The following is a 21,147-nucleotide window of genomic DNA, read 5'->3' as shown; positions in this document are numbered from 1 at the left end:
TCAACAAGGCGGGATGGCGGCCAGGATGTGCGGCATCGTCGGACTCTTCAGCTCGGACCGGGACCGCCCGATCGATCCCGGTCAGATCGAGGCCATGACCGGCAGGCTGCGCCATCGCGGCCCGGACGACGGCGGCACTTTCGCCGCGGGTGGCGTGGCCCTCGGCTTCACCAGGCTCTCGATCGTCGATCTCGCGACCGGCAACCAGCCGCACCACAGCGAGGACGGCCGGATCACCTCGGTCTGCAATGGCGAGATCTTCAATCATCGTGAATTGCGACAGGAGCTGGAACGGCGCGGCCACAGCTTCCGCACCCGCTGCGATGTCGAAGTCCTGGTTCATCTTTACGAGGAGTATGGCGCCGACTTCGTCGGCCGGCTCAACGGTCAGTTCGCCTTCGCCCTCTACGACCATCGTCGGCATCGGCTGCTGCTCGGCCGCGACCATGTCGGCATCGCCCCCCTGTTCTATACCGAGGCGGGGGGCGAGCTGCTGTTCGCCTCGGAGATCAAGGCCCTGCTGGCGCATCCGACGGTCGAGCGACGGGTCGATCTCGCCGGTCTCGACCAGATCCTGACCTTCCCGGGAATGGTCAGCCCCACCACCATGTTCCAGGGCATCCACGCCCTACCGCCAGGCCATGTGCTGGAGGCCGGCTCCGGCCGCCCGGCCCACACCTGGCCCTATTGGGACCTGGTGTATCCCGAGGCCGCCCGGCCGGCCGAACGGCGCGAGACCGAGTTCTATGTCGCGCGGCTGGAGGAATTGCTGCTGGCGTCGGTGCGCCGTCGGCTCGATGCCGATGTCCCGGTCGGCTTCTATCTCAGCGGGGGCCTCGATTCGAGCCTGATCGGCGCCCTGGCGCAGGCGGCGGCACCGGACCGCCAGTTCCATTCCTACTCGATCACCTTTCCGCAGGCCGATATCGACGAGCGCCGGCCGCAGCGGCTGATGGCCGAGCAACTGGGCACGCGGCATCACGAGATCGAGTTCCCGCCGGCCGAGATCATCCGCCGGCTTCGCCAAGCGGTGGCGGCGGCCGAGGCGCCGCTGAAGGAGGCCTACAACACCTGCTCGCTGGCGCTGTCGGCCATGGTGCGCGAGAGCGGCCACAAGGTGGTCCTGACCGGGGAGGGGGCGGACGAGCTGTTCGCCGGCTATGTCGGCTATCGCTTCGATGCCACCGGCGGCCGGTCCCCGGGGACCGCCGACCCGCTCGAGGCGATGCTCGAGGACGAGGTCCGGGCGGAGCTGTGGGGTGACCCGGCCTTCTTCTACGAGCGCGACTACCGTCTGTTCCGCGAGACCAAGGCGGGGCTCTATTCGCCCGCCGTCGCCGCGGCGCTGCCGCGGTTCGAATGCACGCAGCGGCCGCCCGTCGACCGATCATGCCTCGCCGGGCGCCACCCGCTGCACCAGCGCTCCTATGCTGACTTCAAGCTGCGGCTGGCCGACCATCTTTTGGCCGATCACGGCGACCGCGTCTCTTACGCCAATTCGATCGAGGCGCGCTATCCGTTCCTCGACATCGAGGTCGTCGACTTCGTCCGCTCGATTCCACCCGACCTGCTGGTCCGGGACGACACCGAGAAGTGGCTGCTGCGGGAGATCGCCAGGAAATACCTGCCGCCGGCGGTCGCCGGGCGCGAGAAGTTCAGCTTCGTGGCGCCGGGGTCGCCCTATCTCCTGGCCCAGCGGGTCGACTGGATCGACGATCTGCTGTCGCCCGAACTGATCCGCCGGCAGAATTACTTCGATGCCGAAACGGTGGAGCGCCTGCGCCGGCAGCACATGGCCGGGACCACGCAGATCAACGCCACCTTCGACACGGATGTGCTGATGCTGGTGCTGACCTTCGGGCTGTTCCTGGAGGAGTTCGACATGCCGGGCTATGCCTGATATCGGCGAGCCTACTAAAGGATCGTCATGGCGAGCGCAGCGAAGCAATCCAGGGCAGCAAGAGCGGCAGCATGGATTGCTTCGTCGGCTTTGCCTCCTCGCAATGACGGTTCTTTTGTAGGGAAGGAGCCTCACTTATCCCCATTCAGCAGCACCGGCAGCTGATTCTCGCCGGCGCCCATCACGATGATCTTGGCGTTGGGGGACGCAGCGAGGCGCTCGGTCGCCTGGATGCCACGCCATTTGAGCATCGAGATGCGTGATTTCTCCTCGAATTCGCGAATGCCGTCGGCCTCGATCGACCATTTCTGCTGTTCCATCTCGGCTTGCTTCAGAATGAAGTCGTAGGCGAGGGCCTTCTGCTCCTGGGCCAGCTTTTCCTGGATCTCGGCCGACAGCCGTTCGGGCAGGGCGATGCGCGTGATCAAGACCCGGTCGAGGTCGACCCAATGGGACTGCACGGCGCTCCTCGCAGCGTCATCGACCTTGGTGGAGAGGCCGGCTTCGCCCAGCACCCGCAGCTCGTCCGGCTTGAATTGACGGATCACCTGGCGCAGCGCGGCGACCACGTCCGGCCAGACCACGGTCTCCCGGTAACGCGGGCCGACCGATCTGTGCAGCATCGGCAGATCGGCCGCCCGTGGCGCGAAGCGCGCAGTGACGTCGAGCGAGACCTCCAGCCCGTCGGCGGTGAGAACAGCCACGGTATTGTGCATCTCCTGCAGGCGGGTGTCGTAGACCGTCATGGTGTCCCACGGCCAGATCGCCGGATAGCCCTCGCCATAGACATGGCCCATATCCGTGCCGCCGTCGAAGCGGGACCAGCGTATGCCCAGCTGGCCGGACCCGATCGGAATGAAGATGCTGCGCCACAGATAGAACAGGATCAGCAGTGTCCCCAGACCGGCCAGCCACGCCCGCAAGGCTCGGCGCGACATGCCGGGGGGAAGGGGCGGCGGGTCCGCCAGGGTTCGCGCAGGCGCGGCGGCCTGGCGAACCGGCTGCCAACCAAGCCACCGCCGCAGGCTGCGGCACAACAGGATGATGGCCCGCCGCAGATCCGACAGAGGGTGGGCGCTCATGGCTCGGCGTTCCGCCGGATCGACTGCACCTTGCCGAGCTCCATCTTCACCACGGTGTCGGCGATGCGGAAATACTGGTCGTCATGGGTGGCGACGATCAAGGTCTTGCCGCGTTTCTTGAGCTCGGGCAGCAGCGCTTCATAGAAGTAGCGCCGGAAATCGGGATCCTGGTCCGCTGCCCATTCGTCGAAGATCAGCACGGGTCGATCCTCCAGCAGGGCCACGACCATGGCGATGCGCTTGCGTTGTCCGGTCGAGAGGTCGAGGGTGCTGAACGTGTCGCCGCCATAGCGCACCTTCTCGCCGATGCCCATGTGCCGCAGCTGGCCCTCGACCGTCTCGACCTCCACGGCAAGGCCGTAGAGTTTCCGGAACAGATGGAAGTCGGTGTAGATCGCGCTGAAGAGTTCGCGATAATCCTGCAGATTGCTGCGTTCCAGCGCCACCCCGTCGATCGCGACGCCGCCGCCGGTCGGCTGGTACAGGCCGGCGAGCACCTTCAGGAAGGTGGTCTTGCCGCTGCCATTGCCGCCGATGATCATCGTGATCTCGCCGCGCGGTATGGCCAGGTCGATCGGGCCGATGCGGAAGGCCTGGGGATCCGCCGCCGCATAGCTGAACCCGAGGGCGTGGCACCGAATCTCGCGATGGAATTGCAGCGGCTGCTCGCTGGCGACGACCCGGCCGACCTCGGCGTTGATGCGGTCGATTTCGGCCTCGATCCGGGCGATCGAATCTGCCGCCTGGTTGCTTTTGGCGAAGGCGGGCATCGCGGTGACGATGGTCGACAGCGGCCCGATGATGAACAGGATCGCCGCCACCAGTTGCGGCACGGCGGGGGCGAAATCTTGCACGATCCTCGGCAGGAAGAAGACGACGATCGCGATCAGCACGTAGAAGAAGCACTGCGAGAAGACGGCATTCTTGTTGTAAAGATCGGTCGTCTTGATCTTCAGGTCGCGCATCACCTGCGCCACCTGGCGAAGGTCCAGGAGGACGGCCTGGCCGCGCGCCTGGTTGAGCTTGACCTCCTTCAGGCCGTCGACCAGATCGCTGGTCATGCCGAAGAAGCGCACCTCCTCGCCGACGCTGGCCTGAATCAGCCGCATCATCTGCTGCTGCCGGGAGATGTAGATCGTGATCCCGGCCCCGATCACGCCCAGGATGGTGAGGAATGCAGGCAGCGAAACCGTCATGACATAGATCGCCGTGCACAGCACCATCACCACGGATTGCGCCGCCGCAACCAGCAGCCCTTGGGATTCCGAGATCAGGGTCGTATCCTGAGTGATGCTCTGGAAGATCCGGGCCTTGCCGACCTGGTGCAGCAGCAGCAGCTCCGACCCCGCGATCTTTTCGACCAGGCGGATTCTGATCCGCGTGATCATCTGCTCGAAGATCCGGGTGGCGGAATCGAAGGTGTATTTCAGCCCGACCACGTAGAGCGCCATGGCGATGGCGAACAGCACCAGGTAACGGAAATTCAGGGATTCGTAGGAGGCGGTTTGGGCGGCCTCATTGATCACGGCCAGCATCATGGCGTTGGCCGCGCCAGAGACCACGACCGCGATGATCATGTCCCGGCGCGAGCCTGCCGATTCGCGGTTCAGGAGATCGATCAGTGCCATCGGCCAGAAGCCCACGCGCGCGCCGGAACCGTCGACATAAAGGCTGAGATCGTCATGATGCCATCGATTGCATGAGAGCCGTTCCAGAACCTGGCTGCCGGGCGCGTTCCGGCGGTTGTAATGCCGATGAGGATTGCCTGAGAATCTTCGGCCGAAACCCCGCGGCCGGGCCCTTTCAAATTCGCTTTCGCCCGGCGGCGCTGCGCCCCCGACCCGGCATCGATCAAGATCACCATCCTCAAGGTCTTTTCAACCAATAAATGTCCATCCACATTGGAAATGTAATATAAATCCATAAACATTGCTTCAATTTAGGCGCGATATTGTATCTTACAAATACACTTGTCGGGAAACGCGATGTGCGTTAGTCAATTCGGTATAGACTGAGGTCGCGGCGCCGGTTCGCCGGAAGCTGTCCGGGATGCCCGTATTGATACCGATTCGATAAGATCGGGGGCAGGAAAGCTATTGTCCTGAAAATCACATAGGGAGATTCGTTGCGAATACGGACTTCGATAAAGACTTCATTATAGCGATTAGGAAGGATTGATGGTGTCATGTATTGATGCCGTACGCTCCATTGTAGGGCGTCCTGGTCGTCGAGCGGTGCTCGAGTGTCTCCGGCCGGCTCGGGCCTTTCAACGCGACATTGACAGGTCGACAATCCGCCGGCAGGAGCGGTCATGCTAGAGCGCTCGGTGCCAGCGGCCGCCGGGCACGAGACTGCGCCGGACGAGATCATTGCCATCGTCGGCACCGCCTGCCTCTATCCCGGTGGTTGCGACGATCCGGACACGTTCTGGGAGTTCCTGCGGCGCGGCGGGTCCGCCGTGCGGGAGGTCCCGGCCACCCGGTGGGCGCCCGATTTCTACGACCCAGACCCGGACCGGCCCGGCAAGACGGCCTCGCGGTGGGGCGGGTTCCTGCCCGATCCCTTCCCCGGCGCCTTCGATGCGGCGTTCTTCGACATCTCGCCCAAAGAGGCTGCGGCCCTGGACCCGCAGCAGCGGCTGCTGCTCGAAGTCGGCTGGCGGGCGCTGGAGGATGCGGGCGTCGCGCTCGACCCCGACCGCGGCAAGCCGTTCGGCGTGTTCATCGGCATCAGCACGACGGACTATCATGGCGCGAGGCTGTGGCAGCCCGGCAACACCGCGATCGACCCCTTCACTGCGACGGGCGCGTCTTTCGCGGCCGCGGCGGGCCGGCTCTCCTATGCGTTCGGCTTCGACGGCCCGAGCCTCGCCGTCGACACCGCCTGCTCGTCCTCGCTCGTCGCCTTGCACCTGGCGTGCCAGGCGATCCGGCAGGGGGAGTGCGAGGCGGCGCTGGTCGCCGGCGTCAACGCGCTGCTGACGCCCAACCTCTTCATCTGCCTGACCAAGATGGGCCTGCTCTCGCCCGATGGCCGCTGCAAGGCGTTCGACGCCGCGGGCAACGGCTACGTCCGGGCGGAAGGCTGCGGCGCCGTCGTCCTGAAGTCCCTCGGCCAGGCGCGCCGCGACGGCGACCGGATCCTGGCGCTTTGCCGCGGTTCCGCGGTCAACCAGGATGGCCGCAGCAATGGCCTCACCGCGCCCAGCCGCAAGGCGCAGGAGCGCGTGATCGGCCAGGCGCTCGCACGGGCCGGCGTGTCCGGCGACAGCATTGCCTATGTCGAGGCGCACGGCACCGGCACGCCGCTCGGCGACATGATCGAGCTGAGTGCGCTCGCCGGCACCTACGCCGCCGGCCGCGACCCGGACTCCCCGCTGCTGGTCGGATCGGTCAAGACCAATATCGGGCATCTCGAAGCCGGTGCCGGCATGGCCGGCCTGATCAAGACGGTGATGTGCCTGCGCCACGGCGAGATCCCCGCCCATCTGCACCTGCAAACGCCGACCCCGCATCACCCCTGGGACGAGGTGGCGCTCACCGTCCCGACGGCACTGACGCCGTGGCCGGGAATGGCCGGGCCGCGTCGGGCCGGGATCAGCTCCTTCGGGTTCAGCGGCACGAACGCCCATGTCATCCTGGAGGAACCGCCGGCACCCGAGGCGCGGGAGATGCGACGGTCGGACGCCGTGCTGCTGCCGCTGTCGGCCCGTAGCCCGGCGGCGCTCGAGGAATTGGCCGCCGACCTGGCCGGCTGGCTCGAAGCCGCTCCCCGCAACCTCGCCGATGTCGGCTTCACCCTCGGCGCCGGCCGCACGGCCTTTGCCCACCGCCTGGCCGTGGTCGGCAGCACCGCGGCGGAACTGGCCGCGGCTCTGCGCGGCACCGCTCCCAGTCCGGCCGACGGAGATTCCTGGCGCCGGCGGCTGGGTGAGCTGGCGGCGCTTTGGACCGCGGGCGAGGAGGTCGACTGGGCGCGGCTCTACCGGTCTTTGGGGGCCGGCAAGATCGCACTGCCCGGCCATCCGTTCCGGCGCCAGCACTATTGGATCGACCCGGTGGTCGGCGCCCCGCCCGCTGCCGGCGCCCCGGCCGCCGCTCCGCCGCAGCCGCCGGCATCCCGGCCGGCGATGTATGACGGGCCGGACGGGATGCGGCGGCGGATCGACGATATCGCCCGCAGGGTCCTGAGCGACCAGCCGCTGGCATCGCTCGATCCCGAGCTCCCGCTGGTCGAGCAGGGTTTCACGTCGCTCATGGGGCTCGAGCTACGGCGGGAGCTGGAGGCGGAGCTGGCCACGCCGGTGCCGGCGACGTTCCTCTACAACTATCCGACCATCATCCGCATGGCGGAGTTCTTCCTGGCGGACCGGTCGTTTCCTGCCACGGTTGCCACCGCCGCTCCGCCGCCGGCGGACGGGGACTACGATTTTCTCGATGAACTTTCCGTTGAAGATCTGGCCACCTTGATCGAACGCGAGGTCGATTTGCCATGAACGATATCCAGACGCCTGCGAACCCCGCGGAAGCCCTCAAGAAGACCTTCATCGCGCTGAAACGAAGCCAGGCCCGGGTGCAGGAACTGGAGGCCCGGCAGGGCCAGCCCGTGGCGATCGTGGGCATGGCCTGCCGGCTGCCGGGCGGTGCCAATGATCCCGAGGCGCTGTGGGCGCTGCTGCGTCGGGGCGAGCACACCTGCACGCCGGTGCCGCCGGAGCGCTGGGCGACCGATCGCTTCTACGATCCGGCGGCGGATGCGCCGGGCCGCACCCATGCCGGCCGCGCCAACTTCATCGACCTGCCGGTCGACGGCTTCGACGCACCGTTCTTCGGCATCTCCGCCAAGGAGGCAACCAGCCTCGACCCGCAGCAGCGGCTGCTGCTGGAGGTGAGCTGGGAGGCCATGGAGGATGCCGGCCTCGACCCGGCGGGGTTGCGCGGCAGCCGGACCGGCGTTTATGCCGGGATCTCCAGCGACGACTATGCGCAGGCGCATCGCCATTCGGGCCGGCTCGACCTGATCGACGGCTACGCGCTGACCGGCACCTGCTTCGCCCCGGCGGCGGGCCGGCTGTCCTACACCTTCGGCTTCGAAGGACCAAGCATGGCGGTCGACACCGCCTGCTCTTCGTCGCTGGTGGCGGTCCATCTCGCCTGCCAGAGCCTGCGCAGCGGCGAAACCGACCTGGCCCTGGCGGCCGGCGTCAACCTCATCCTGTCGCCGGTGTTCCACATCGCCTCCTCGAAGCTCGGCACGATTTCGCCCGACGGGCTGTGCAAGACCTTCGATGCTTCGGCCAACGGCTATGGCCGCGGCGAGGGCTGCGGCGTGGTGGTGCTGAAGCGCCTGGCCGACGCCCAGGCGCAGGGCGACCGGATCCTGGCCGTGATCCGCGCCTCGGCCGTGAACCAGGATGGCAAGAGCAACGGCCTGACCGCGCCCAACGGGCTGGCTCAGGAGAAGGTGATCCGGCAGGCGCTCGCCAGCGCCCAGCTGACCCCGGCCGACATCGGCTATGTCGAGGTGCACGGCACCGGCACAGCGCTCGGCGATCCGATCGAGGTCGAGGCGATCGGCCGTGTCATGCAGAACAATCGCCCGGCCGAGGATCCCGTCATCCTCAGCACGGTAAAGGCGAATATCGGTCATCTCGAAGCGGCGGCCGGCATCGCCGGCCTGATCAAGGCGGTGCAATGCCTGCGGCACGGCGAGATCCCGCCGCATCTGCATCTGAACAACCCCAGCCCGCACATTCCCTGGGGGCAATATCCCTTCAAGGTCGCGACCGAGCTCACCGCCTGGCCCGCTGCTAGCAAGCCGCGCCGGGCCGGCATCAGCTCGTTCGGCTTCAGCGGCACCAACGCCCATGTCATCCTCGAGGAGGCGCCGGCCGGCCCGAACGCCGCCACGGAAGCGGCCGGCAGCCAGTTGCTGCCGCTCTCAGCCCGCACCCCGGAGGCGCTGCGCGAGGCGGCCCAGCGCTGGGCCGACTGGCTCGAGGCGCCGGACCAGCCGCTCGCCGACGCCTGCTTCACCGCCGGCGCCGGGCGTAGCCATTTCGCCCATCGCCTGGCGGTGACCGGGACCGGCGCCGACGACCTCGCCGCCGCGCTCCGCAGCCATCTCGCCGGCACCGCGAGGCGCCAAGTGGCCGTCGCCACCGCGCCCGGCAACAGGCCCAAGGTCGCCTTCCTCTTCACCGGCCAGGGCTCGCAGCGTATCGGCATGGGCCGGGCGCTGCACCAGAGCCAGCCGGTGTTCCGCCGGGTCATCGATGAGTGCGATGCGGCGCTGCGCGACCCGCTCGGCCGCTCGCTGGTCGAGCTCCTCTACGGCGGCGTGGCGACCGAGGAGGAGCTGAAGCAGACCGGCTTGGCTCAGCCGGCGATCTTCGCGGTGGAACTCGCCCTCTGCCGGCTGTGGCAGTCCTGGGGCGTCGAGCCCGACATCGTCTGTGGCCACAGCATCGGCGAATATGCGGCCGCCCATGTCGCCGGCATCCTCAGCCTGGCCGACGCGCTGGCCCTGGTCGCCGAACGTGGCCGGCTGATGCAGCTGCTGCCGCTAGGCGGCGCCATGGCCGCGGTCTTCGCCGACGAAGCCACCGTGGCGGCCGTGCTGAAGACGGCGGGCGGGGACGTCTCGATCGCGGCGATCAACACGCCTCGCGAGGTGGTCATCTCCGGCCCTGCGGCGGCGGTGGCGGAGGCCCTCCGGCGGTTCGAGGCGGCCGGGACGACGGCGCAGCCGCTCCGCGTCTCGCACGCTTTCCACTCGACCCTGATGCGGCCGRTGGTGCCTGCCTTCGCCAGCGCCGCCGCGACGAGATCCTATGAGGCGCCGCGGCTGCAGGTCGTCTCGACGGTGACCGGCCGCAAGATCGAGGCGGGCGATTTCACCACCGACCGCTACTGGGCCGGCCAGATCGAGGCGCCGGTCCGGTTCGCCGCGGCCGCCGAGACGCTGGCGGCCGAGGGCGTCACGGTGTTCCTCGAGGTCGGGCCGACCCCGATCCTCACCGGCCTGGCCCGCCAGACCCTGGCGGCCGAGGGCCATCACTTCCTTGGATCGCTGAAGCCGGGAGACGATGACCGGCGCCAGCTTCTGCAGAGCCTGGCGGTGCTGTATGCCGAGGGCGCGGATATCGATTGGGCGGCCGTCGCCATCGGCAGTGAGGCCCGCAAGGTCGCGGTGCCGGGCTATCCGTTCCAGCGTCGGAGCTACTATCTCCCGCCGATCGTCGATGCCGCTGCGGGCGACGCCGCCGCTCCGGCACGCAACGCCCATCCCTATCTCGGCCAGCGCATCCGCTCGGCGGTGCTGCCGGCCGGTACGGAGCTGCACCAGGCGATCTTCACCGCCGAGCAGCCGAAGTTCCTGAAGGACCATCAGATCTTCGGCGAGATCATCTCGCCGGCGGCCGCGCATCTGTCGATGGCCTTCGCCGCCGCCGGGGCGGGGAGGGCGCTGGAGGACGTCGCCTTCACCGCTCCCCTGGTGATCCAGCCGGGCCAGCCCCGCACGGTCCAGTTCATCGCCGACGGCGGGCCCCAGCCGGCCTACCGGCTGGTAAGCCAGGCGGCGGATGATCCCGCCGATCCCTGGGTCACCCACAGCACCGGCCGGATCGCAGCGTCGGCGGCCGAGCCGCCGGCGCGGGCCGACCTTGCGGCCCTGCGCGATCGCTGCCCCGACAGCATGGCGGCGGCCGAGTTCTATGCGCTGATCGAGACCTTCGGCTACCGCACCGGGCCGACATTCCAATGCGTCCGCGAGATCCGCAAGGGCGAGAACGAATCCGTCTGCCGGGTCGAGGCGCCGTATCCGATCGACGAGGGTGCGATCCATCCCGGCCTGATCGACTCGCTGCTGCAGACCGTGCTCCCCGCCTGCGAGACATCGGCGGCCCGGATGCTGACCGGCGAGAGCGTGCTGATCCCGCTGCACATGGCGACGGTCCGGATTCTCGGTCCGCTGACCCAGCCGCTGCACTGCCACACCCGCGTGACCGTGACGCGTGATCTGGTGAAGAGCGAGATCACGGCCTATGACGGCGACGGTGCGCCCCTGCTGGAGATCACCGGTTTCCTGCTGAAGCAGACGAACCGCGATACGCTCTATCAGGGCCTTCGCGCGGACGACCGCGGCGTGATCCACCTGCAGGACTGGCGGCCGGTGGTGCTCGCCGACCAGCCGGCGCCGCAGGACGGGCTCGGCTGGGTCGTGGTCGGCGGCCCGGACGGCTGGGGCGAGGCCTTGGCGGCGCAGCTGCGCCGGCAAGGGGCGGATTGCCTGGAGCTGATCCCCGGCAAGGCGCCGGAGCGCATCGGCGACGGCCGCCATGCCTTCGATCCCGGCGCTCCGGACGGGCTGCTGGGTGTTCTCCTGCCCTGGCTCGGAGGGCATGGCTCCCGCGGCATCAATCTGCTCTTCGCCCATCGCGGCGTGGGCGAGGGGCCCGGCGCGGAATGTCACGATGCCTGCGGCCTGCTCCTGCCCATCGTTCAGGCGATCGGCGCGGCCGAGGGGGGCGAGCGTCTCCGGCTCTGGCTCCTGACCAGCCAGGCGCAATCGGTGGCGCGCGAGGATCACGGCGCGGCGTCGCCGTCGGATGCGGCGCTCTGGGGCTTCGGCCGGGCGATCTCGCGCGAGATGCCGGAGATCTGGGGCGGCCTGATCGACCTCGAAGCCGGGCCGTCGCCCGCCGGGGTCACGGCCGTGCTGGCCTTGGTCCAGGCCCCGGCCGGCGAGGACCAGCTGGCGCTGCGCCGCGGCAATCAGGCCTTCGCCGCCCGGATCGTCAGTGTGCCGACCGGCGCTGCCGGCGGGGACGGGGCGCGCCGGCTGCCGCAGACCGGTGACGACGAAGCCTATTTCCTCGACAAGGGACCGCGTCAGACGCTCGACGACCTGGTCTTCCGGACCCGGCGGCGGCGACCGCCCGCGGCCGGTGAGGTCGAGGTCGCTATTCTCGCCGCTGGGCTCAATTTCCGCGACGTGCTGAACGCGCTGGGCCAGTACCCGGGAGAGGCCGGGCTGCTGGGCTTCGAGGCCGCGGGCACGGTCGCCGCCCTCGGCGAGGGTATCGACGACCTTGTCGTCGGCGACATCGTGATCGTCATGGCCGCGCCCGGCTGCATCGCCAGCCATGTGACGGTCGCCCGCCACCTGGTGGTGCGCAAGCCCCGGTCCCTCAGCCTGGTCGAGGCGGTGACCCTGCCGGCCACCTTCCTTACCGCGCATTACGCCCTGAATCACCTGGGCGGGATGCGGCGGGGCGACCGCGTGCTGATCCACGCCGCGGCCGGCGGCGTTGGGCTTGCCGCGGTGCAGCTCGCCCTGCTGGCCGGGGCGGAGGTCTTCGCCACGGTCGGCTCGGCCGAGAAGCGCCGGCATCTCGAAGCGATGGGCGTCACCCATGTGATGAATTCCCGCACCACCGATTTCGCGGCCGAGATCCGCGACCTGACCGGCGGCCGCGGGGTCGACATGGTGCTGAACTCGCTGTCCGGCGATTTCATCCCGGCCAGCTTCTCGGTGCTGGCACCCCATGGCCGCTTCCTGGAGATGGGCAAGATCGGCATCTGGGATCAGGCCAAGGTGAAGGCCCAGGATCCCAGCTGGCTCTACCGGCCCTTCGATCTGGCCGCGGTGGTGGTGGAAGATCCGGCGCTGGTCACCGGCATGTTCGACGACCTGCTGCAGGTGTTCGAGGAGGGCCGGCTGCGGCCGCTGCCGAGCACGATCTTCCCGCTGGCCGAGGCCGAGGAGGCATTCCGCTTCATGGCCCAGGCCAGGCATATCGGCAAGATCGTGCTGAGCCGGGAGGAGGAGTACCGTCGCGAGGTGATCGAGGCGCATGGGCTGGTGCGGCCGGACGCCGCCTATCTCGTCACCGGCGGTCTCGGCGCGCTGGGCCTGCGGGTCGCCGGCTGGCTGGTGGCCGAGGGCGCCCGGCATGTCGTCCTGACCGGCCGTCGGGGACCCGACGAGGCAGCGCAGCGGGCGCTGGCGGAGCTCAAGGCCCAGGGCGCGACGGTCACGGTGGTGGCGGCCGACGTGGCGTTGGCGGCGGATGTCGATCGCATCCTGGCCACCATCTCGGCGGATCTCCCGCCGTTGCGCGGCGTCGTCCATGCCGCCGGGGTGCTCGACGACGGCATGATCGCCGATCTCGACCGGGCGAAGTTCGACCGGGTCTTCGCACCCAAGGTCGCGGGAGCCTGGAATCTGCATCAGGCGACCCTCGATCTCGATCTGGACTTCTTCGTGCTGTTCTCCTCGGTGGCCGCGGTCATCGGCAATCTTGGCCAGGCCAACTACGCCGCGGCCAACGCGTTCCTGGATGGCCTGGCCCTGCACCGCCGCCGCAGCGGGCTGGCTGCGACCAGCATCAACTGGGGGCCCTGGGCCGAGGCGGGCATGGCGGCGGAGCTCGACACCGACCGGTTCGCGGCGCAGGGCATCCGGGCCCTGGCCCCGGCGCAGGGCCTGCGGGTGCTGAAGCATGTGCTGAAGGAAAACCTGGTGCAGCCGATCGTGGCCGACATCGATTGGGCGGCGTACGGCGCGCATCACGGCCTCGACGGCAAGGCCGGGCTGTTCGCCGCCCTGGTCGCCCAGGCCGATCGGCCGGCGGCGGGCGCGGCGCCCGCGGTCGCGGTCCGCGCCATCGTCGACGAACTGGGCGCGGCGCTGCCGATCGAGCGCGAGGGGCTGCTGCTCGCCTATCTCAAGGATCTGGCCCGCCAGACCCTGGGCTATGGCGATGCGGAGCCGATCGGGCCGGACCAGCCCCTGGTCGAGCAGGGGTTCGACAGCCTGATGTCCGTCGACATGCGCAACCGCCTGAACAAGAGCCTCGGCTGTGCGCTGCCGGCCTCGCTGCTGTTCGACTATCCGACTCTGGAGAAGATCTCCCGCTACCTGCTCAAGGATGTGGTGAAGCTCGAGGCCGAGGCAGCGCCCGTCCCGGCTTCGGCGACCTCGGCGGCCGCGCTGATGGATGAGCTCGACCGACTGATCGGGTAGCTGGAAAGGGGCGGCCCTCAGGCGAGGGCCGCCTCCAGGATCTGGTCGAACGCCCAGTGCAGGCCGGAGGCCCGGAAGCTCAGCCGGTTGCCGGCCCCGGTGTTGGTCAGCAGGGCCGCGCTGACCCCGCTGTCGCGGTGGTGCTGCATCAGCGAGACGTAGCCGGGGATGCTGCCCTGGTGGCCCAGGGTCTGCCGGCCGGCATAGGCCGACAGGAACAGCCCGGCCCCAGATTCCCGCATCCGGGTGCCGGGGAACCCGGCCGGCCAGCGGTCATCCGCCATCTGCGCCAGCCATTCGGCCTCGAACAGGCGGCCGCCGAACAGACCGTCCAGGAACAGCGCCATGTCCCGCGGCGTCGACACCATGTCGCCGGCGGCATAGGCGCCGGAGAACGGGAAGACGTCGGTGGAATCCTGCAGCTCGTCCGAATAGGGCAGGATTCCGTCCATGGCCCACATCTCGCCGCCCTGCTCCAGCGACAGGGCAGCGCCCGCAGCCGGCGGCGGGCGATGGTAATAGCCTCGCGCCAGCCGCTCCTCCGGATACGCCTCGCCGGCGGCGCAGAAGCTGTCGGACAGGCCCAGCGGCTGCAGCACCTGGCGGCGGATCTGGCTGGCCAGGCTGTCGCCGGTCGCGGCCTCGATCACCATGCCGGCCAGGACATAGCCGGTGTTGCTGTAGCTCGCGACCCGGTGCGGCTCGTCCTGCGGCCGTGCCCGGAACGCCAGGTCGATGATCGCCTGCGGCGTCCATTGGAGACCGGGGGTCATCGGCATGTCGAACTCGAACTCGGGCAGGCCGCTGCGGTGGTTGATCAGGTCGCGCACGCGGATCCGGTCGCCCTTCGGCAGGTCCGGAAACCAGCGCGCCGCCGGATCGTCCAGCCGCACCGTGCCCGCCCGGGCCAGCCGCATCAGCGTGGCGGCGACGAAGGTCTTGGTGCAGCTGCCGTTCTTGAACAGATGCGAAGGGCTGACCGGGATACTGCGCTCGCGATCGGCCAGGCCGGCCACGGCCGTCACCGGCGCGCCGCCGCCCGCCACCACCGCGGCTGACACCCCGGCGATGCCCTGCGCCACGAAGGCGTCGAGGATGCCCTGCATCCGCGCCTGCAGATCTCCCGCCATCGCGCTACTCCGCCAGATCGACCTTCGCGAAATTCTGGCGCCCGAACGGGTCCAGCACGTAGTTCAGCACGCCCTTGCGAATCGGCATCGAGACGATCGAGCTGGCGATCGGCACCAGCGGCACCTGCTCCTCCACGATCGTCTGGGCCTTGACGTACAGCGCCGCTCGCTTCGCCTGGTCGGTCAGCGCGCGGGCCTGGTTCAGCAGGTCGTCGAAGGGCTTGTCGCACCACTTCATGCGGTTCTGCTCGCCGCAGGCCAGGACGAAGGTCAGGGTGTTGTCCGGATCGCCATTGTCGCTGGTGCCGCCCAGCAGCAGCGCATCATGCTCGCCCGCCTGGGTGCGGTTGAGATAGGCGCCCCATTCCATGCTGACGATCTCGGCCTTCACCCCGATCGCGGCCCAGTCCGCCTGGATCATCTCGGCCATGCGGCGGGCGTCGGGGTTGTAGGGCCGCGACACCGGCATCGCCCACAGCGACAGCGGGAAGCCGTCGGGATATCCCGCCTCGGCCAGCAGCGCCTTGGCGGCTGCGGGATCATAGGGATAGCCCTTGAGATCCTTGGCCGCCCCCCATTCGACCGGCGAGAGCGCGGAGTTCACCAGCGTGCCGGCCCCCTGGTAGACGGCCTCGACGATCGCCGGGCGATTCAGCGCCATGGCCAGGGCGCGCCGCACCCGGACGTCGCCCAGCGGCTTCTTCTCGATGTTGAAGCCGAGATAGCCGAGATTGTCGCCCGGCCGCTGCAGCACCTCGATGGCCGGGTCTTTCTTCAAATCCGGCACTGCCGTGGCCAAAGGCTGGGTGGTGACCTGGCATTCCCCCGCCTGCAGCTTGGACACACGGACGGTGGCGTCCGGCACGATGTCGAACACCAGCGTGTCGATCGGCGGCTTGCCGTCCCAGTAATGCGGGTTCGCCTTGAAGCGGATGCGGGAATCCGGGTCATAGGCCTGCAGCACGAAGGGCCCGGTGCCGACCGGCGTGTTGTCCAGCACCTCCGGTGTGCCCTTCGCCACCATCGCCTCGGCCATCTCCAGCGACTGGATCGACGCGAAATCCAGGGCGACGGTGGCCAGGAAGGTGGCGTTCGGCGCCTTGAGGGTGAAGCGCACGGTCAGGTCGTCGACCTTCTCGACCGATTGCAGCATGGCCCCCAGGCCAAGCGCCTCGAAATACTCGTAGCCGGAGCCGCCCAGGGCGTGGAACGGGTTGTCGGCCCGCCATTGCCGGGCGAAGGAATAGACGACGTCGTCCGCGTTCAGCGGCCGGGTCGGGGTGAAGGCGGCGTTCGGCTCGAACGCCACGCCCGAGCGCAGGTGGAAGGTGTAGATGCGCCCGTCATCCGACACCTCCCACTTCTCGGCCAGCGACGGCGTGACCTCGGTGGTGCCGGGCTTGAACCGCACCAGGCGGTCATAGATCGTCCGCGCCACCGCATCCATGGTGGAATCGGCGCTGGCGAACATCGGGTTGAAGCTCTCGGGGCTGGCCTCGGAACAATAGACCAGCGTCTTCGCCGCGGCCGGCGCGGCCCCTGCCGCCAGCACCACCGCGACCGCGGCAACCAGCCGACGCTTCAGCATCGCCATCATCTTCTCCCTGCCCATTGCATCGCGCTGCCGGGCCGGAGCCGGCAACGATTTTTCCTAAACGCTAATTTTTTCGACTATGGGAGAAGCCGTTTCAGCCTGTCAAGCGACCTCAGGGGACTTGGTTCAGGCGGCCAGCAGGGTTTTCAGCCGGACCGCCGGCGAGGCGAGCGCGTCGGGATCGGGGGCGGCGCGCCGGGCGATCAGCATCTCGGCCAGCCGGATCTCGCGGGCGATCTTGCCCAGGGGCCCGACGGCGCTGGCGGCGACCAGCCTTCCATCCGCCGCCAAGTGGAACAGCAGCTGCGCCCCGTCGCCGAGGTCCCGCGCGACGATCGTCCGCCCTTCGTCGGCCAGGCCGGCGATCTGCAGCGTCAGCTCGTACTGGTCCGACCAGAACCAGGGCACCGCCGCGATCGCCTCGCCGCGGCCCAGCATGTTGCGCGCGGCCAGCGCCCCCTGGTCCTGGGCGTTGCGCCAGGCCTCGAGCCGGATGCGGCGGCCGGCATACAGCGGATGGGCGCAGGCGGCGCAGTCCCCGGCCGCGAAGATGTCCGGATCGGCGGTCGCCAGCGTCGCGTCGACGGCGATGCCGTTGTCGACCGCGAGGCCGGCGGCCTCGGCCAGCGCGGTCTCCGGCACCGCGCCGATGCCGGCGATCACCGCATCGGCCGCGATCCGGCTGCCATCGGCCAGAACCACGGCGTCCGGCTCGATCCGGGCGATGCCGATGCCGGTGCGCAGGTCGATTCCGGCAGCGCGGTGCCGATCGGCGATCACCGCGGCGATCCCGGCCGGGACGCCGCGCATCAGGATGCGGGGCAAGGCTTCGACCAGGGTCACGGCACAACCGCGTGCGGCCGCGGCCGCCGCCAGCTCCAGCCCGATGAAGCCGCCGCCGATGATGGCCAGCCGCACTCCGGGGCGCAGCAGCGGCCGTAGCGCCAGCGCATCGTCGAAGCGGCGGAGATACAGGGCCTGTTCATGGCCCGGCAGGGTCAGCCGCCGCGGCCGCGCCCCCGTCGCCAGCAGCAGCCGGGAATAGGGCAGGGGGCGCCCGCCGGCCAGGACCACGGCGCGCGCCGCGCGGTCGATCGCCGTGACTTCGGTGCCCAGGACAAGGTCGATGCCGAGCGCGGCGGCGCGGTCGCGGTCCAACACGGTGGTCGCGACCGGCTCCGCCTCGTCCAGAAGGGTGGCCTTGGATAAAGGCGGCCGCTCATAAGGGGGGTGGATCTCGCCGCCGATCAGGGTGACCGGGCCGTCCCAGCCCTCCTCGCGCAGCGCTGCCGCCGCCCGGGCCCCGGCCTCGCCGGCGCCGACGATCACCACTCCGGGGTTGGCCATTGGCCCGTCAGCCCAGCCGCAGGAAGACCTGCCCGCCCTCGACCTTCACCGGATAGGTGGCGAGCGCGACGCAGACCGGTGCGCCCTTGGCGGCGCCGGTGGTGAAGTCGAAGCGGCCATTGTGCTTCGGGCATTCGATGATCGTGCCCATCACCAGCCCGTCGGCGAGATGCACCTGCTCATGCGTGCACAGCCCGTCGGTGGCGAAGTAGCGGTCGTCCTCGGTGCGGTAGATGGCGAAGGTGCGGCCGCCATGGTCGAAGCGGATCACGTCCTCCTCGTCGATCTCGTCCGCCGCGCAGGCCGCGATCCAGCCGTCCATGCTCTCCATCTCCCTGGTCATTCGGCCGGCACGGCCTGTGCTGTCCCGATCGCCGGGCCGGGCGACGCGCCATTCGGCAGCCGCCGCACGGCATGGTGGCGCGGGTCGCGCAGCTGCCGCAGCAGGGTCGGGATGATCTCGCGATAGGCGGCCCAGCAGCTCGGATAGGGCGGCGGGCAGTCATGCTTCATCGCCGCATGCAGCTTCGGCAAAGCGTGGTAGGGCACCATCGGGAACATGTGGTGCTCCACATGATAGTTCATGTTCCAGTACAGGAACCGGAACACCGGGTTCATGTAGACGGTGCGGCTGTTCAGCCGGTGGTCCAGCACGTCCTCGGCCAGGCCGGCATGCTGGGTCAGGCCGAAGAACAGGACCATCCCGCCGCCATAGAGGGTCGGCAGCCCGACAATCATGGCGGGCAGGATGCTGCCCAGCGCCAGGCAGGCGGCGATCACCGCGGCGAAGATGCCGAGGTAGATCCGGGCGACCAGGAACACCTTCCAACGCTCCATCTCCGGGATGAAGGTCTCCTCCTCCGCGGTCAGCCGGCCGCCCGCATGCACGAACAGCTTGCGGATCGCGACCTGGCTGCTCTTCAGCATGAAGAGGTTGAGGGCGATTTTCAGCAGGCTGGGCGGCCGCGGCGCGGCGATCTCGGGGTCGCGGCCGACGATGATGGTGTCGGTGTGGTGCCGGGTGTGGCTCCAGCGCCAGACCGTCGGCTCGCGCAGGATCATGAAGCAGGCGATGTGATAGACGGCGTCGTTCATCCAGCGCGTCTTGAAGGCGGTGCCGTGGCCGCATTCGTGCCAGCGGCTGTCCGAGGCCGAGCCGTACAGCACGCCATAGGCCGCGAAGAACGGCACGGCCCACCAGCTGCCCCAGAAGAACCCGCCGAGCCCGCCGGTGATCGCGAGGGCCGCGAACCAGATCAGCGTGTCGCGGATCGCCGGCCCGTCGGTCCGGCGCATCAGCTCCTTCATCTCCTTGCGCGGGATCGGGCTGGTGTACCAGGCGGCGCCGGCCAGCCCGGCCTCGACCGCGCGCCGGCCCTCCGCCCCGACTAGGCTGTAGTCCCTCCGGCCGATCTCTCCCGGCATGGCGTCCTCCTGCACCGCTTCCGCTTGGCGGCGGATCTGGAGAGAGCGTAACCCGCGGCCCCGCCGGCCTCAATGCGATGATGATAGAATCTATCATTTTCCATCATCCCGTGGCAGGCTGCCGTGATCGGATCTGACAGCGGAAGCAGGATGAGCAGGCGCCCGACCATTTCCGACCTGGCCGCGGCGGCCGGCGTCAGCGTCGCCACCGTCGACCGGGTGCTGAACCAGCGCCACCCGGTGCGCGAGGGCACGGCCGAGCGGGTGCTACGGGCCGCCGAGGCGATCGGCTACCACGCCACCACGCTGCTGCAGCAGCGGCTGCGGGGCGAGCTGCCGGTCCGCACCTTCGGCTTCCTGCTGCAGAAACGGCAGGTTCCGTTCTACCAGCAGCTCGCCGCCGACCTTCAGGCCGCCACCGCCGCCTGTACCGCGGTGCGCGGCCGAGCCGTGGTCGAGTTCATGGAGGAGCTGTCGCCGGCGACCATCGTCGAGGCGCTGCGCCGGGTCGGGGCCCGGGTGGACGCGCTGGCCGTGGTCTCGGTCGACCATCCGCATGTGTCGGAGGCGATCGCCGATCTGCGGCGCGACGGCGTTCCGGTCTTCGCCATCGTGACCGACCTGATGGCCGAGGACCGGGCCGGCTATATCGGCCGCGACAACCGGAAGGAGGGCCGCACCGCCGCCTGGATGGTGGCGAAGACGGCGCGGGCGCCCGGCAAGGTCGGCATCATCGTCGGCAGCCACCGCTATTTGTGCCAGGAGACGGCGGAGATCTCGTTCCGCTCCTATTTCCGCGAACATGCGCCGGAGTTCCGGCTGCTGGAGCCGCTGATCAACCTCGAAGATGCGCGGATCGCGCGCGAGGCGACGCACGACCTGATGGCCGGGAACCCCGACCTGGTCGGTCTCTACATCTGCGGCGGCGGCACCGAGGGCGTGATCGACGCGGCGCGGCAGGAGACGGCCCATGCGCCGGTGGCGATCGTGTGCAACGAGCTGACGGCCAAGACCCGCGCCGCCCTGATCGACGGCGTGCTGACCGCGGTGATCTCGACCCCGACCCCACTCCTCGCCGCGCGGGCGGTGGACGCGATGGTGCGCGCGATGGAGGCACCCGCCCCCGAGCCGCCGGGCCAGATCCTGGTGCCGTTCGAGCTGTATGTGTCGGAGAATATCTAGGCCAAGAGCCACCCAAAGGAATCGTCATCCCGTGCGCGACGCGGCACGAAGTGCTGCGGCGCAGACATGGGATCTCGTCCCAGTTCCGCAGAGATCCCCGCTTTCGCGCTAGGGGATGTACATATCGCGGAGAGCCCAGCCAGCGGCCATGGTTTTGAGGATGTCGAGGCCATGCTTGAAGGTGATGGGACCGGGCGGTTTGGCGGTTTTGGTGCGAGAGCCGTCCCAGCCACCGAGGCGGGCGATGACCCAAGCGGCCCATGGCAGACTGCGGCTTCGATATGGGTTGGGACGGGTCGGGCTTGATCTTGCGTAAGATCAATTGACGGCTTCGAGAGTGTCGAGTTCGGCGGGTGAGAAGACGAGGGCGCTGTCCAAGCAGTCCTGACCGTCGCGGGCCTGGGTGAGTTGCAGGGTGACGAGGGCGGCGCGGGTGGCGATGGCGGCCAGCTTGAG

Annotated in this window: 12 protein-coding genes; 4 read left to right on the top strand and 8 right to left on the bottom strand. The window is 69.1% G+C overall.

All coding sequences use genetic code 11. The features are described 5' to 3' along the window. Positions 1-25 precede the first annotated feature (25 nt). Positions 26-1,900: an asparagine synthase (glutamine-hydrolyzing) gene (gene asnB / locus AB4Z01_RS01520; protein WP_441689781.1), complete on the top strand. Its 1,875-nt coding sequence runs from the start codon at positions 26-28 to the stop codon at positions 1,898-1,900. 131 nt (positions 1,901-2,031) lie between these two features. Here asnB and AB4Z01_RS01515 read toward each other — a convergent pair whose 3' ends face one another. From AB4Z01_RS01515 to AB4Z01_RS01505, 3 genes are read right to left on the bottom strand one after another with little or no spacing between them, the layout of a single operon-like run. Continuing rightward, the gene (locus tag AB4Z01_RS01515; protein ID WP_441689779.1) at positions 2,032-2,982 is read right to left on the bottom strand and encodes a prohibitin family protein; all 951 of its coding nucleotides are present in this window, start codon (positions 2,980-2,982) and stop codon (positions 2,032-2,034) included. Continuing rightward, on the bottom strand, positions 2,979-4,610 hold the full coding sequence (locus tag AB4Z01_RS01510; protein WP_441689777.1) for a cyclic peptide export ABC transporter: 1,632 nt from the start codon (positions 4,608-4,610) through the stop codon (positions 2,979-2,981). Before AB4Z01_RS01510 ends, AB4Z01_RS01515 begins: the two co-directional genes overlap by 4 nt. Beyond that, the gene (locus AB4Z01_RS01505) at positions 4,601-4,906 is read right to left on the bottom strand and encodes a hypothetical protein (RefSeq protein ID WP_441689775.1); all 306 of its coding nucleotides are present in this window, start codon (positions 4,904-4,906) and stop codon (positions 4,601-4,603) included. Before AB4Z01_RS01505 ends, AB4Z01_RS01510 begins: the two co-directional genes overlap by 10 nt. Before the next feature lie 387 nt (positions 4,907-5,293). Between AB4Z01_RS01505 and AB4Z01_RS01500 the strand changes: the two genes are divergently transcribed. Together AB4Z01_RS01500 and AB4Z01_RS01495 are read left to right on the top strand one after the other, a co-directional pair. Continuing rightward, a complete protein-coding gene (locus AB4Z01_RS01500) occupies positions 5,294-7,477 on the top strand; it encodes a beta-ketoacyl synthase N-terminal-like domain-containing protein (protein ID WP_441689773.1) in 2,184 nt (727 codons plus the stop codon). Further along, positions 7,474-14,013: an SDR family NAD(P)-dependent oxidoreductase gene (locus tag AB4Z01_RS01495; RefSeq protein WP_441689771.1), complete on the top strand. Its 6,540-nt coding sequence runs from the start codon at positions 7,474-7,476 to the stop codon at positions 14,011-14,013. Before AB4Z01_RS01500 ends, AB4Z01_RS01495 begins: the two co-directional genes overlap by 4 nt. 17 nt (positions 14,014-14,030) lie before the next feature. Here AB4Z01_RS01495 and AB4Z01_RS01490 read toward each other — a convergent pair whose 3' ends face one another. From AB4Z01_RS01490 to AB4Z01_RS01470, 5 genes are all read right to left on the bottom strand, one after another. Further along, positions 14,031-15,143 carry a serine hydrolase domain-containing protein gene (locus AB4Z01_RS01490; RefSeq protein ID WP_441689769.1) on the bottom strand — a complete coding sequence of 371 codons (1,113 nt, stop codon included), beginning with the start codon at positions 15,141-15,143 and terminating at the stop codon, positions 14,031-14,033. 4 nt (positions 15,144-15,147) lie between these two features. Then, a complete protein-coding gene (locus tag AB4Z01_RS01485) occupies positions 15,148-16,737 on the bottom strand; it encodes an ABC transporter substrate-binding protein (protein ID WP_441689767.1) in 1,590 nt (529 codons plus the stop codon). A gap of 126 nt (positions 16,738-16,863) precedes the next feature. Beyond that, a complete protein-coding gene (locus AB4Z01_RS01480; protein WP_441689765.1) occupies positions 16,864-18,084 on the bottom strand; it encodes an NAD(P)/FAD-dependent oxidoreductase in 1,221 nt (406 codons plus the stop codon). A 7-nt stretch (positions 18,085-18,091) separates the two neighbouring features. Then, on the bottom strand, positions 18,092-18,406 hold the full coding sequence (locus AB4Z01_RS01475) for a MocE family 2Fe-2S type ferredoxin (RefSeq protein WP_441689763.1): 315 nt from the start codon (positions 18,404-18,406) through the stop codon (positions 18,092-18,094). A gap of 17 nt (positions 18,407-18,423) precedes the next feature. Further along, positions 18,424-19,509 carry a fatty acid desaturase family protein gene (locus tag AB4Z01_RS01470; RefSeq protein ID WP_441689762.1) on the bottom strand — a complete coding sequence of 362 codons (1,086 nt, stop codon included), beginning with the start codon at positions 19,507-19,509 and terminating at the stop codon, positions 18,424-18,426. Between the two features lie 150 nt (positions 19,510-19,659). Here AB4Z01_RS01470 and AB4Z01_RS01465 point away from each other — a divergent pair, with 150 nt between their 5' ends. Next, a complete protein-coding gene (locus AB4Z01_RS01465; protein WP_441689759.1) occupies positions 19,660-20,691 on the top strand; it encodes a LacI family DNA-binding transcriptional regulator in 1,032 nt (343 codons plus the stop codon). Positions 20,692-21,147 lie beyond the last annotated feature (456 nt).

Source organism: Inquilinus sp. YAF38, from assembly GCF_052113205.1.
GTDB lineage: Bacteria > Pseudomonadota > Alphaproteobacteria > DSM-16000 > Inquilinaceae > Inquilinus.
Note: the sequence above shows the minus strand (reverse complement) of the source record. Positions and strands in the feature narration are given on the sequence as shown.

Coding starts and splice junctions, on each gene's coding strand:
- asnB (WP_441689781.1), top strand. CDS start 26: ATGTGCGGCATCGTCGGACTCTTCAGCTCGGACCGGGACCGCCCGATC.
- AB4Z01_RS01515 (WP_441689779.1), bottom strand. CDS start 2,982: ATGAGCGCCCACCCTCTGTCGGATCTGCGGCGGGCCATCATCCTGTTG.
- AB4Z01_RS01510 (WP_441689777.1), bottom strand. CDS start 4,610: ATGGCACTGATCGATCTCCTGAACCGCGAATCGGCAGGCTCGCGCCGG.
- AB4Z01_RS01505 (WP_441689775.1), bottom strand. CDS start 4,906: ATGGATTTATATTACATTTCCAATGTGGATGGACATTTATTGGTTGAA.
- AB4Z01_RS01500 (WP_441689773.1), top strand. CDS start 5,294: ATGCTAGAGCGCTCGGTGCCAGCGGCCGCCGGGCACGAGACTGCGCCG.
- AB4Z01_RS01490 (WP_441689769.1), bottom strand. CDS start 15,143: ATGGCGGGAGATCTGCAGGCGCGGATGCAGGGCATCCTCGACGCCTTC.
- AB4Z01_RS01485 (WP_441689767.1), bottom strand. CDS start 16,737: ATGGCGATGCTGAAGCGTCGGCTGGTTGCCGCGGTCGCGGTGGTGCTG.
- AB4Z01_RS01480 (WP_441689765.1), bottom strand. CDS start 18,084: ATGGCCAACCCCGGAGTGGTGATCGTCGGCGCCGGCGAGGCCGGGGCC.
- AB4Z01_RS01475 (WP_441689763.1), bottom strand. CDS start 18,406: ATGGACGGCTGGATCGCGGCCTGCGCGGCGGACGAGATCGACGAGGAG.
- AB4Z01_RS01470 (WP_441689762.1), bottom strand. CDS start 19,509: ATGCCGGGAGAGATCGGCCGGAGGGACTACAGCCTAGTCGGGGCGGAG.
- AB4Z01_RS01465 (WP_441689759.1), top strand. CDS start 19,660: ATGAGCAGGCGCCCGACCATTTCCGACCTGGCCGCGGCGGCCGGCGTC.